Genomic DNA, 13,845 nt, shown 5'->3' on the forward strand with positions numbered 1-13,845 from the left:
AAAGCTTACATAAGCACCCTTTTCTGTCGATATTCTGAATGCTAAGACAGTGAGGAAGCCAGAGCATCCATGGGCATTTTCAGCCGCGAGGCGGGAGAATGCTTTTTATATGAGCATGTTCTGCGTTGTGCTGCTTTGTGCTCCTCAAGTTGAGCGATTTAAGACATGACCTGTCACCGCCGTTTCAGTCCGCAATACGCAACCTATATCTTTTTCTCACCGTAAGAAGACACTCAATTCTTTATATAAAGAATTTCTCCAATTTATCTCTTAAACATGCGAAAGCGAGGAATATTCATGCCACAAGTTGTGACCAAGCCGAACAATCGCCAGCTTGCCTTTGATGATATGCGCATCTCGGTATATGCCGACCGTATTCTGGAAGGACTGGATATGCTGGACAAGGAACGTCTGGTACGTGGGGTAAACAGCAAGCTCCGCCGTGATGAAGTTACCGGAGACGAGATCAGCAACGCTTTTATGATGAGCGCACTGGAACTGGTAACCAAAGAGGAGCCTAACTGGAAATTTGCAGCGGCACGCTCCCTGCTCACTTCCCTGTACAAAAAAGCGGCTACCAACCGCAGATACAAGTCTTACCCGGACGAGCCTTATGGCGCATTCCATCCTCTTCTTGTAGATCTCGTGAAGAAAGGCATCTACCGCGAAGAATTGCTGGAATGTTACACCAAAGAACAGATCGACGAACTTGCTGAGTGCATTGACTACCGCAACGATCTGCTCTTCGATTACATCGGCTTGCTCACACTGGCAGAACGTTACCTTGCTCACGATTTTGACGGAAAAGTAATGGAGTTGCCACAAGAGCGTTACATGGTTATCGCGATGTACCTGATGCATCAGGAGCCTGCTGAGAAACGTATGGATCTCGTCAAGGAAGCTTACTGGGCGATGAGCAACATGTATATGACAGCAGCTACACCTACGATGTCCAACGCAGGCAAAAAAGTGGCTGGACAACTCTCCAGCTGCTTCATTGATACGGTTGACGACTCACTTGAAGGTATCTTCGATTCCAATACCGATGTAGCGCGTCTGAGCAAAATGGGTGGCGGCATCGGCGTGTACCTTGGCAAAGTCAGAGCACGTGGATCGGATATCCGTGGTCACAAAAACACAAGTTCCGGTGTAATCCCTTGGATTCGCCAACTAAATAATACAGCGGTCAGCGTAGACCAACTCGGTACACGTAAAGGTGCCATTGCCGTATATCTGGACGTCTTCCACAAAGACATTCTGGCGTTCCTCGACCTGAAGCTGAACAACGGTGACGAGCGGATGCGTGCGCATGACGTATTCCACGGCATCTGTCTGCCTGACTTGTTCATGGAGCGGGTATCCAGCCGCGGCGAATGGAGCTTGTTCTGCCCGCACGAAACGAAGAAAGTGATGGGTTGGAAAGACGAGAATGGTCGTGCACTCGGACTGGAAGATTTCTACGATGAGTCCTTTGGCGAAGGTGCGTTCCGTGATAAATACGAAGAAGCGGTCAACCACCCGCTGTTGTCCCGTATCACAGTTCAGGCGATTGACATTATGAAACGTGTGATGAAATCCCAGCTGGAAACAGGTACGCCGTACATGTTCTACCGGGATACCGTTAACCGTGCGAACCCGAACCGTGCACACGGTATGGTTTACTCTTCCAACCTTTGTACCGAGATCATGCAGAACCAATCTGCCACTGTGGTAGAAAAGGAAGAACTCGTAACCAAAGATGGACAGACTCGCATCGTGATTTCTAAAGTGCCTGGCGACTTCGTTGTCTGCAACCTGAACTCCATTCACTTGGCACGTGCCGTGCCTCACAATGTACTGGAGCGTCTGGTACCGATTCAGGTACGTATGCTGGACAATGTTATCGACATTAACAATATTGAAGTGCTGCAAGCCCAATACACCAACAGCCAATATCGTGCAGTCGGTCTGGGAACGTTCGGACTTCACCACCTGCTTGCCCTCGAAGGTATTCGCTGGGAGTCCGATGAAGCGGTAACGTATAACGATAATCTGTATGAAAAAATTAACTATCTGCTCGTGAAAGCCAGCATGGAGCTGTCCAAAGAAAAAGGACATTATCCGAAATTCAAAGGTTCCGATTGGGAAAGTGGTCACTACTTCGACCAACGCGAATACACGTCAGGTGAGCGCGTAGGCGAGTTCGTAACAACCGAACAATGGAAAGAACTGCAAGCTGAAGTACGGCAAAACGGTGTACGTAACGCCTGGTTGTTCGCCATTGCGCCTAACGGTTCCACATCCATCATTGCCGGTTCAACAGCCAGCATTGATCCGCTCTATGAGCTGTTGTCTTATGAAGAGAAAACAACATACAAGATTGCCAATCCGGCACCGGATCTGTCCGAAAAAACGATCTGGTATTACAAAACGGCATTCATGGTCGATCAACATGCTTCCATCAATATGGCTGCTGCCCGTCAGCGCCACGTCGATCAGGGACAGAGCTTCAACCTGTATGTTCGTCCGGATATCAAAGCAACGGAATTCCTGGAACTGCACTTGCATGCCTGGAGAGCCGGCATGAAGTCAACTTATTATGTCCGTAGCCGGGCATTAACCATTGAAGAATGTGATTCTTGCGCAAGCTAAGTTTTGACCGTGATAGAGAAGATTGACTAGATCCACGATGACCACCAGGGCATCCTGTTTTGATTGCAAAATGGCGTTGCCCTGGTTCTTTTTTGCCTAAAACACGATCACAGCATCGCAAGATGTTGATATAGATGCCACATTATAAATAAAAGAATTAATGATTACACGATAACGAAGAGGACAGAAAAAAGCTGAAGAAGCGAAGCTAAAAGCTTTCTGGAAGAAAGCTACTTCGGAAGCATTCACTTCGCCTTTATCACCGGATTTTTCCCTTTGAAAGAGGGAATCAAAAAATCAGGGGATAACAGCGATCGGAAGGTTGTTCTGTCATCGTAGTTATACAGTGTAAATTCATTCAAGGAGTGAACGGACTATGCAAGTACAGAAAATTTTCAACACCGAAGCCCCTAACCAATCGACCCGTATTATTGAAGGTGAATGCTCCGGTATCCTGAACTGGAACGACATTCGCATGCCTCATATGTACAAGTTGTACAAAGTATTGCTGCTCAACCACTGGATCGCAGACGAAATTCCAATGTCCAAAGATGCTTCCCAGTTTGCCCAATTGGACGAGGAAGAACAACGTACGTTTAAAATCAACATCTCTCTGCTCGCGGTACTTGATTCCATGCAGACGATGTTTGTCGGTGACGTAAAACGTTACTTTACCGATTCTTCACTCGAAGCGATCTCGGCCATTATCGGACAACAGGAAGTCGTTCATAACCAATCGTACTCCTACGTCCTGTCTTCGATCGTATCTGATCGGGAGCAAAAGGAAATTTTTGAATACTGGAAAAATGATCCAGTCCTGCTTGACCGTAACCGTTTCATCGCAGACATCTACCAAACTTTCCGGGACGAGCCGTCTCCACAGACGTTCTTCCAAGCTATGGTAGCCGATCTGGTACTCGAAGGTATCTTCTTCTATAGTACGTTTGCCTTCTTCTACAATCTGGCCCGTGACCAGAAAATGATGGCAACCAGCCAGATGATCTCTTATATCCAGCGCGATGAAAACCAACACTGTTACTTCTTCGCCGAAGTGTACAAACAGCTGCTGGTAGACTTCCCTGAACTGAACACACCTGAGAACATGGACTACGTATACAAAACAATCCATCGTGCTGTTGAGCTCGAAACTAACTGGGCACACTACACGCTCAGCAACGTACGCGGCATTGACCTGAACGAGTTGGAAGACTACATCAAGTACATCGCCAACAAACGTCTGCGTCTGATGGGTATGGAAAAAGCATATGAAGGTGTGGACGTAAACTGCATGCCTTGGATTAAACCATTCTCCGATGAAGCGTTGAATGCAACCAAAACAGACTTCTTCGAAGCCAAATCCCGTAACTACGGTAAAGTCGGCGACGATAACGGATTTGACGATTTGTAAACCCCTACAGATTCAGTATTTCCGATATAAATAAATACAAAATAAAACACTCCCTTCGATGGAACGCCTTCATGGCTATCTGCATGCGGGAGTGTTTTTTTGTCTCTTAACCTTGTAAGATAGTTTGGAAGAGATTCGCATCCCTCCTACGGAAGTGAGGCCTATTCATGAAAAAAGAACTGCTGGAACAACTCAACTTATGGCATGAGCAAGACCAATTCAGTCTCATTATTGAACGTATTGAAAGTATCCCTGCCTCAGAGTGGGATTATGATCTGATCGGCCAACTTGCCAGAGCCTATAACAATGACGCACGCTACCGTGAAGCTATTCAACATTTGTTGTCTGTCCAAGAGCGAGGAGCAAACGATCCACTCTGGCAATACCGCTTGGGTTACGCATACTGTCACATAGCAAGCTATGAACATGCACTCCTCGCTTTTGAAAGAGCTGACGAACTCCTGCCCCATGATGAATCTACGCTTGAATTCCTTCGCCAGATTCGTCCCAGAGCAGAGAAGATGCGGCTGGATCGCCAACGTCATGAAGAGAATCTTGCAGCATTGGAGCAGAGCGGTACACAGAATCATCTAAGAGCCGCATCAGGGACTTACGCTCCAGCAACGTTCTGGGTACAAAGCGATTATGCGCAAGAAAATCATGTCTCGGAACCTTTTGACGAAGAACAAATTCTGTCTATTGAGAAGGAATTGGGCTACAAGCTACCCGCTTCCTATATTCAACTAATGAATACCCAAAACGGCGGTATCCCCGCACTCACGGTATTCCCAACCCAAGAAGCGACTTCCTGGGCTGAGGATCACATTGCCATTTCAAGCCTGATGGGGATCGGACACGATAAAATATACGCGCTCGGTGGTGAATTGGGAAGCCGGTTCATGATTGAAGATTGGGGATATCCGGATCTGGGGATTGTGATCTGTGATTGTCCATCTGCTGGTCATGATGTCGTCATGCTGGATTATCGATTCTGTGGTCCTGAAGGTGAGCCCTGTGTTGTTCATGTGGATCAGGAAAATGATTATGAAATTACATATCTTGCGCCAAATTTTGAAGCTTTCATCCGTGGATTGGTCGATGAGGATACGTATGACCTGTCTGATGAAGAGGATGAGGACTAAAATCTAGGAGGGTCGGACCGTATGACAACCCGTATATATTTTGGTTCCAATCAACTCGGTGACGTGGCCGCAGCTTCATTGCAAGATGCGCTGAATGAGTTCGATCTGGGAACCCTTGAAGATTATCGACGAACAGAAAAGGGAGTTATGGGCCAGACACTGCTTATTCGTTCTTCTCACGGAGAGTACATTCTGAAAGGTAACCCTTTATACCCAGGACAGCTGGAGGAAGAAAAGTTTTTCGTAGAACAACTGGGGAAACATACCTCCACGCCCGTCCCTGCCCCCTATTTATTACATGAAGATACCGATCTTCTGGGCTGGAGTTATGCTATGATGCCACGCCTGCCAGGCAATCACCTATATGATCCATCATTCCAGGCTACGCTAACACAGCAAGATCAGGAAGAGATCGCCTGCATGTTTGCTCATACTTTGGCTGAACTGCACCGCTGGAAGGTGCCTGATGCGGGAGAATATGATCCTGTAGCGAAGCAGATTGTTTCTTTTGCAGGTAATTATCTGGACTGGTTGTACGGAACCATTCGGCACTGGTTACATGATGCTGAGAAGTACTCGGTGATTACGGATGAAGATGTTCAGTGGGTGGACGAGCAATTCAAGAATGCGGAACCGGCGTTCGAGTCCATGACCGTTCCCGGGTTTGTCATGGGAGACTTCAAGGTCGAGAATGTTTTGGTCCAAAAAATGGATTCTCCTTCTGCAGACTGGCAGATTAGTGGTCTGTTTGACTTCACAACCTCCTATTTCGGGGATGGTACAGCTGATTTAAGCAAAATGTCCACCAGATATGTTCTTGAGGGTCAACCAGAGCTCGCCGCACAGTTCCTTCGCTGTTACCGGGATCTGGTCTGCACAGCGGATGTGGAAAAATACGAACAATTCCGTTCACGTCTGAGTGTGCATCTACTCTATCAACGTGTCTTGTGGTGGGGTGAAGCCAAAGCGACAGGACAAGTGACATGGTCCGAGGAATTACCTTTTGCCCAGTGGGCGGAGCAGGACATCGCTTCGATTCTCGCATTGCTGGATTAAGAGGTTGGGATGTGTCGACTCAATATATCCGGGCGCACGCATAAAGCCGCCAAAGATCAATCATGATCTCTGGCGGCTTTTGTCATACCACAATATATTTCAGTCAACGACGGAATCTCACGCGACTTAAGCTTGTGAGACCGGTGCCTCCTGATGTTTCTGCAAAAACTCCAACATCCGGCGGTATACGAGAATCTCATTTGCCTTTCTGGAGAATCCGTGGCCCTCATCGTCCAGAACGATATATTCCACATCAAGTCCCTTCGACTGGAGCGCAGCCACAATCTGATCAGATTCAGCCTTTACTACCCTTGGATCATTCGCCCCTTGAATGACCAGCATCGGATTCACCATCTGATCCAGATATGTGATTGGTGAATCCTTCGTCAACCGTTCGCGGTCACGGACCGGATCCCCCAGCCAGTTATCCATCATCGGCTTCCAGTCTTCCGGCACAGAATCCAGGAACGTGAACAGGTTGCATGGCCCAAAAATATCGACCGCAGCCCGGAACAGCTCCGGATGGCGTCCTGCCAGCAACAGGGTCATATACCCCCCATAACTTCCACCTACCACAAACAAGCGCTCTGGCGAGGTAATTCCCTGTTCAAACAGCCAGTGGATCCCGGCAACACAGTCCAGCCTTGGGCCTTCGCCCCAATCCCGCTCAACCATCTTGACGAATTCCGCTCCATATCCGGTACTGCCCCGGAAATTCGGTGCAAAGATATGATAGCCCTGAGCAAGCATCATCTGGAACATCGGCCGGAAAAACTTCGCTTCCGAGGCTTGCGGCCCGCCATGCGGCCAAAATACTGTGTAGCCATTGGCCTGCTCCGGTTTTGCTTTGAACAAGAGAGCTTCGATCTCCAGTCCGTCGTAGGAGTTATACCGAATAACGTCAGGGTACACGAGATCACTTGGGTCCAGTCCGGTTACCCGATTGGCAGTCAGCGGCTCCCAGGACTCGACACCTGCCATTTTGCGATAAATGTTATGCGGCTGAATTGCTCCACGCCCCAAAATATACACATTGCCAGCCTTGGTAACGGTCACCTGCTCGACCGTATCCAGCGGCATGTCTACGCGCCGAGGCTGATCAGCATTTTTGTATAGTGCATACATGCGATTCTCTGGCCCTGTAAGTGTCCAGAAGTATAAAGTCTCGGAAGCCTGGTGCCAGCGGATAATCTCCACATCTTCCCCTTCGATTCTGCACAATGGACGGAACTCACGGGTATCGATAAGGTACTCAGCCACATAGGAATATGCCGAGTCATCATTCGTAATCAGTAGAAGGCGATTATCATCTGCAAAAAGTACATATGGAACCTGACTCTGCCGATCTGAATCGGGCACAATTAATTCGGACTCACCATTCCGATACAGATAGGCCTTCTGGTAGGTATTCGAATATACTTTCAAGATTACATAGGCCTGTTCATCCGCACTTACAGCAACCAGCTGGCTGGTGATCTCTTCTCCCTGATGCAGAAGTTCATCTTCTCCTGTCTCCAGATTAAGTCGGCGCGAATTGAGATAGTTCGGGTTACCTGCGCTGGTTATATAATACAATCGCTCTCCATCTTCCGATAAGTGGGCGTAATAACAACGATCATTCGGCTCAGCCTTCACAACGGGCAGTGGAACGCCGCCTTCCGGTTTGAGTGCATACAGATGATAGTTCTCATCACCATCCCGATCAAACGCGGTAAGAAGATGACGCCCTTGCGGGTCTGCTTTGATAAATTGACTGCTCTGATTCAAGTACGTTAAAGGATACGGGTACCCTCCGGGCAAATCCATCGCCCAAATATTCGGCTGACCGTTCAGATTGCTGTCCATGAACAAACGTTTTTCGTCAGCTGATACGGCAAAATGGGAAATCCGATACGTCTGAAAATATTGCTCAACATCCGGTTTGGGGAACTGAATCATGACAAACCTCCTTGGATTGAACCAATGAATTTAACATTGGTAAATTAAGGTACCATTTGTCCATACTATAGGTAGTTCCAATGGTTAGACAATAGATATGTAAGATTTATTTTCCAATTTGTCTGTAAATTTGCATTTCATGAGTTACGTTCATCCGGCGTATACACGGTCTCGCCGCCCCTTTTATGCATAATGATGCGGAGTAATCGTTACCCAGATTCAGGGATTGCAATACATAATGCTGTCCTGCCCGTTCCAGCAACTGTTCATGGTTCCGTAAGGCTTGTACCGTATTTAAGTTCCTCCACTGTCCACATAAAGACTGACCCGATGCCTTAATCCAGGCCTCCTTGCCTGTTAGGACTTCCCATAGCAGGCAGGAAGAATCATATTCGGAACTCCTGGCTTCCCTGACATAATCCTGCTCCTCTTCCGTCAGGAATCGTTGGATAACGGCTTGCTCTCGCAACAGCGGACGTATCCATTCCACGTCTATTCCAAGCTCGCAGTTACTAGATGTAACCGCCAGTACACACAGCCCGTTCGTGTGCGAAAGGCTGAACTGTGGACCTCCCTCAAGATAAGGCTTTCCGGCGTCCCCGTATTCAAATAGAATATCCCGGGCATGCAGCTGCGTGTAATGTGCCAGCACGTTTCTAAGGAAAAGCCTTGAAATCATCCAGCAACATGCCTTTAGCTCTGAGGTTTTGCTGATTTTGGCAATACGTTCACGTTCCTCAAAAGTCAGTGTATCGGAATCCATGGCAAATGCTGATTGCAGTTGATTCTCCCTTAGTGGCAAGGCTTGTGTCCAGATATGGACCTCCGGTTTTTCTTTAATTGACGTGAGCGCATCATTTTCTTGTTCTCTCATGAATAGAAGGCTGCTGATTGTTGCAGTTCTGGAATCCATAAGTCCATAAGCCCTCCTTTTCGTGAGGCATGTATGCTATCGTATAACAACCATCCGCAAACGGGCTGACGTTGCTATATTCCTCAGGCCACTCCATATCTCTTCTTCTGTCAATTCGAGTGCATATGCGCCGAGCTGTATATAATCCAGTCCGATCACATCATATTCCGAGACGTTCATACATCGCTGTTTTAACACATCCATATCTGCATAGTATTTGCTTAACCACTTCATCCGTGCATCGTTCAAGTTAAATAGGGGTAGCGTTCCTTCCTGAATACGCTCGCAAGCTTCCTCAACCCGGGCATACAAAGAAACGGGATCAGCTGAATATGCACAAGTGTTCGAAAATGAAAATTCCTTGCGATAATAGTGGTCCCATTCTGCGCCCTTATGTAGCAGGCCTAACTCTCTGCAACCGAAAAGAAAATCAGAGGTTGCACCCAACAAGGCTTCAATGCCGATCATACAAGCGATCTGCTCCTTCAACTGCATTCCGTTGTCAGCACGGAACCCATACCTTACAAGCGGCAAAGGCATTCCAGCTTCAATCTCCCGATATTGCTTATCGGTATCCTCGCTCACATCGTGGAGTGTAAGTTCTGGCAGGTAGGAAGCAGCTGGTGTTTCCATCGCAGGGAATTGTCCCAGTATATTCGCAATGTCCTCCGCCTCAACCGGACCGGCCACAGCTACTGCCATTCTCCCTGTGACATAGCGAGTGTTGTAGGCATCACTCAGTTCATCAGGTGTTATTCGATATAGGCTGTCCGGTGTGCCTGCAACATCCATCGCGATGGGGTGATTGTTACCATACATCATCTGGGTTAACTGCTGTAAGGCTAGCCACGAGGGCTGATCTGCATACATGGACAGTTCCTGATGAATGGTGGCCCGCTCCTGCTCCACATGTGTCGGAGTGAAATAGGGAGCAGCCAGCATGCCAGTGAACAACTCCAGACTTCGTTTCAACTCACCTGTGCAAGCCAGTTGATAGGTCGTTACATCGTAACGTGTCAATGCGGATGTCGAAGCTCCCAACGTATGGAATAGCGGCTTGACAGGTTGTCTATCCGGATTGTAGAACATCATATGCTCCAGGAAATGTGCTCTTCCAGGCAGAGCCGCATCATGAATTGAGCCATAGGACACGGACCACGATATAAAAGTATGTTGAAAATGAGGTTCAGGGAAAATGTGAACCGACAAACCATTGGACAAGCGCCTGCGGACAGGAGCGATATTAACAATCCTATTCATGAGTCACCTCCTGTACTGGTGCGGAATATTCACTCTCGGGATACAAGATCCAGGTGATCGCCTTTTTCATGCCAGAGGCTACCACGGCTACATGTTCTGCAGTAACACCGGATATGGCATCCAGGAATTGCGGAGTGGTCATCTGCACTTGATTGAGCAACCGATCGATATGAAGATTGACCACCTGCTCAGGCAGATCGTAACCCACCTGCACATAATGCATCACATTCTGAATGGCTCTATTCAGCTCCACTTCCTGAATGTCTCCGCTGCATATTCTCAGCCATTCAGCATCAATCGCTTCGAGAACCTCTGTCACATAACCACTGCTTGTTCCCGTTGTCACATGAAGCGTTCCCCGATAATCATCCAGCGTGCTGTAGATCTGATACACCCATTGCTTTCGTTCACGAAGCTCGGATTGAAGCCTGGAGGCTGGCGTTGCGCCAAACAGGGAATGCAAAAGAAACAGCGCAGGATAGTCCGACGATCCATACATCACTTCGGTGGTAAAGGTCACATTAATTTTGCATTGTTGGACATCCATCAGTTCAAGCATCATCTCGCCTTCCTCCCGGTGTTCAACAGGCTGATTATTCCCGATCACAGGTGGAGTTACTTCCCCCTTAGCCGTGATAACCGAAGGTAAAAAGGTCTCCATGACTTGGGCTATCATCTCATCCGCCTGGAAATCACCAATCACATGAATATGGAGCGGGCTGCAAAGCATCTCCCGGTACCATTGCTGCAGTTCACCATCACGCACACAACGTTGCAGTTGCTCCAAGTCATCATCCCTGCTTCGCCCTGCATACCCAAGCCACTCCAGACTGCGCCCCCGCACCACCTTGTCCCATTGGGAAACATCATAGCCAGCATGATGTTCTGCCCAGGCAAGTTCTTCCTGGATCTGCGCTTCATCAAAATCAAATCCACCCTTAAGATTCGATCCAAACAGCAGGTCTGCGAGCAGCTTCAGCGCATCCAGCGTTCGTGCCTCTGTTCCGGGCAGCGCCCCCGCGGGAATACGCAACCGGATGGATGCAAGTTGATTCTCCCCTTTCTGCTCCAATTCACATCTTAGATCATCTGCATACATGAACCACAAGTGCTGTTGTAGATCTGTTTTGCCACGCGAATCCTGCCTGAACAGTAGCCGCACAATGACTGCAAACACCGCTGGTGGAATTCTCCCCTGTTCGTTAACAATGCCCAGATGCAAATAACGGTTTGCATATTTGCTTGTTGGCATCACATGGACCGATAGACGATTATACTGCTCCGTAATGAAAGACTGCATCCTTGCCTCCTCCCTTATCTGACGGTTAACCCAAATTGTAGATCGTACCACTCGCCATGTTCAGTCCGATCTGACCGAATCCCTCCAGCGGTTTGGAGAACCAGTCCACCCCACCCTCCGCTTCAGCTGAATGAAGGGCAGGCTCATCCTCTTTCCAGTGAATCACCTGCTGATGATGACGGTCCCAGAATCTCCATAATGCAGGTTGTTTCAGCAGTTGATTGCGAAACGGCTCATATACACGTCCTGCTGACTCCTGAATATCTCCTTCTAATATGAACGGCGGCAAGAAGACAATTTTGGAACGAAAATCTTCAGTCAACGTCATAAAATAGAGGCATACCGGCTTGCGTGTCTTAGCCAAAATACGAAAAATGCCGCTCCTCGTCCGGATTCGTGAACTTAGAAACGGAAGCTCCACTGCACGGTTATCCGTGTTGAACCCAGTCTGTCCATCTACAAAAAGGTTGAATGAACCTCCCTTCCGCAAATGAGAATATAATCGTATGCCAATCATCTCATCCTCGGCGTTGAGCAGGTCAGCTCCTGCAAACTGCCGAAGGGTGTTCCACGAGGATAACTTCTGCTCCTGTTCTACAGTGCCTTTTTCAGCCACCAGATAGAAGGGTAGTCCAGACTTCATGTGACCTGCGCGAATCTCTTGTCCGATGGTGATCATGTTATGCCTGACGAATCCATAATGCCAGGTTAACAGAGCTCCTCCTTCCTGCAACGTCGTTTGCAGATGTTCAAGTCCCTCAACTTCGTCCCAATCCATAAAGGAGTACGGGCTTTTTTTGTGTTCGTCGATCGTCCGCAAAAAAGCCAGATAATCCATCCAGATCGACTCCGGTGACGATTCCGGCTGAAGAGGCGAAAGTTCCTTAACAATATTCATCAGTGCATAGAGGAATCCAAGTTGAATTCCGTCTGACTTTTCCTTATGCAGCTCCTCTCTGACCTGTTCCCGATGTAGCGTATATAATGTATGAAAATCCTCCATACTCACACCTCCTTTATGCCCTGATTTAGAAATGATCCCACTCCCGATGCCATTCCTTCCCTAGCCGCACTCGCACAGAAAGACGATTCAAACCGACGACGATTCCGGTCGATACCATCCATCATATAGACCAGCATCCGAAGCGCCAGCTCATATTGTCCAGGAATGTGCCGATCTGATTGCACACCCTGTCCTTCAACCATATCTATCCCTTGATAAGATATCGGAACTTCCAGCGCTGCAATCACACAGTCTCGAATATTCTGCCACGTTGGTCCTGCAGCAATTGGAAAATCAACATATGGGAAGCTTCCGGGATCAAGGGAATCCAAGTCAAAAGTTAAATAAGCCGAATTGGCATCATACTTCTGCCTCACCTCGTTCAGAACATGGCTTACCCTCTCGGGTGTCATATGCTCTGCCGATATCTGGATCAAGCCGGGATGACTGTACATCTGATCTGCTGAGCGAAGACCACGAAGGCCGATCTGTACAACAGCGGCAACCGTACCCTCCTCCAGCAGATGTCTTACAAAATTGGAGTGACTGGTATGCTCCTGATGGATGGCATCGATACCACAATCATGATGGGCATCGAACTGGACCAGAAGCCTTCGACTGCCTCGGGCTTTTGCCATCCATTGAAGTACTGTATGCGTTATGGAATGGTCTCCGCCAATGCAGCACAATAGCGCCTGTTGATCCAGCGCATGGTCCAGTGCGGCGACAAGCCCTTTTTTATAGGGAATAGCTGTATCGGCTCCCACTTCATCCATCAGACAAGTCCCCCAATCCTGCAGGGCTACGATCTCAAGCAATCGTCTTCCACTTCCAATATCGTACAAGCTCGAATTCCCGGACTCTCGCAACGATGGGTATATGACCTTTTTCCATGATTCTACGCGTAACGCATGCGCGAATCCGGAAACAGAGGAATGTAACATGCTTGTCCCCCCAGAGTAGGGGATACCCAAGATCCCCAGTTGAGGAGACCGCTGACCGATCAGAGGCTCATACAAAAAAAAAGGCGCTTGCGCGGGTTCCACCCCCGGCAAATCCGGGGGGAGTTGTGGCTCCAGCTCTTTCGCAGGTTCCAGCTCATAAAACTGGCTGAACGTTTCATCAGCAGCAATCCACGCATCTGCAATCCGACGTACCAGATAAGCGGGTTCTGATGTTTTCAAGCAAAAACCT

The 13,845-nt window shown here is 48.3% G+C and carries 10 protein-coding genes; 4 read left to right on the plus strand and 6 right to left on the minus strand.

Annotated elements, in window-relative coordinates; genetic code table 11:
• Window positions 1–297: 297 nt before the first annotated feature.
• From FS628_RS24505 to FS628_RS24520, 4 genes are all read left to right on the plus strand, one after another.
• Window positions 298–2,631 (plus strand): ribonucleoside-diphosphate reductase subunit alpha, encoded by a 2,334-nt coding sequence (locus FS628_RS24505; protein WP_145325586.1) that lies wholly within the window; start codon window positions 298–300, stop codon window positions 2,629–2,631.
• Between the two features lie 376 nt (window positions 2,632–3,007).
• Window positions 3,008–4,039 (plus strand): ribonucleotide-diphosphate reductase subunit beta, encoded by a 1,032-nt coding sequence (locus FS628_RS24510; protein ID WP_145325587.1) that lies wholly within the window; start codon window positions 3,008–3,010, stop codon window positions 4,037–4,039.
• Between the two features lie 167 nt (window positions 4,040–4,206).
• Window positions 4,207–5,181 (plus strand): SMI1/KNR4 family protein, encoded by a 975-nt coding sequence (locus FS628_RS24515; RefSeq protein ID WP_145325588.1) that lies wholly within the window; start codon window positions 4,207–4,209, stop codon window positions 5,179–5,181.
• Window positions 5,182–5,202: 21 nt separating this feature from the next.
• Window positions 5,203–6,237 carry a phosphotransferase family protein gene (locus tag FS628_RS24520; protein WP_145325589.1) on the plus strand — a complete coding sequence of 345 codons (1,035 nt, stop codon included), beginning with the start codon at window positions 5,203–5,205 and terminating at the stop codon, window positions 6,235–6,237.
• A 126-nt stretch (window positions 6,238–6,363) separates the two neighbouring features.
• On the opposite strand, the gene FS628_RS24525 is transcribed toward FS628_RS24520, so the two are convergent.
• The 6 genes from FS628_RS24525 to FS628_RS24550 all read right to left on the minus strand — a co-directional run bounded on the left by FS628_RS24525 (window position 6,364) and on the right by FS628_RS24550 (window position 13,835).
• Complete coding sequence (locus FS628_RS24525; protein WP_145325590.1) at window positions 6,364–8,175, minus strand: S9 family peptidase; 1,812 nt, start codon at window positions 8,173–8,175, stop codon at window positions 6,364–6,366.
• 106 nt (window positions 8,176–8,281) lie between these two features.
• A complete protein-coding gene (locus tag FS628_RS24530) occupies window positions 8,282–9,088 on the minus strand; it encodes a 4'-phosphopantetheinyl transferase family protein (RefSeq protein ID WP_145325591.1) in 807 nt (268 codons plus the stop codon).
• Window positions 9,089–9,124: 36 nt separating this feature from the next.
• Window positions 9,125–10,348, minus strand: a complete 1,224-nt coding sequence (locus FS628_RS24535; RefSeq protein WP_145325592.1) for a M16 family metallopeptidase — start codon at window positions 10,346–10,348, stop codon at window positions 9,125–9,127.
• A complete protein-coding gene (locus FS628_RS24540) occupies window positions 10,341–11,648 on the minus strand; it encodes a M16 family metallopeptidase (RefSeq protein ID WP_145325593.1) in 1,308 nt (435 codons plus the stop codon). The genes FS628_RS24535 and FS628_RS24540 overlap by 8 nt, the downstream gene beginning before the upstream one ends.
• 25 nt (window positions 11,649–11,673) lie before the next feature.
• Window positions 11,674–12,651, minus strand: a complete 978-nt coding sequence (locus FS628_RS24545) for a hypothetical protein (protein WP_145325594.1) — start codon at window positions 12,649–12,651, stop codon at window positions 11,674–11,676.
• A gap of 2 nt (window positions 12,652–12,653) precedes the next feature.
• Window positions 12,654–13,835 carry an arginase family protein gene (locus tag FS628_RS24550; RefSeq protein ID WP_145325595.1) on the minus strand — a complete coding sequence of 394 codons (1,182 nt, stop codon included), beginning with the start codon at window positions 13,833–13,835 and terminating at the stop codon, window positions 12,654–12,656.
• Window positions 13,836–13,845 lie beyond the last annotated feature (10 nt).

The sequence above is a fragment of the Paenibacillus xylanexedens genome (assembly GCF_007676705.1).
GTDB lineage: Bacteria > Bacillota > Bacilli > Paenibacillales > Paenibacillaceae > Paenibacillus > Paenibacillus xylanexedens_C.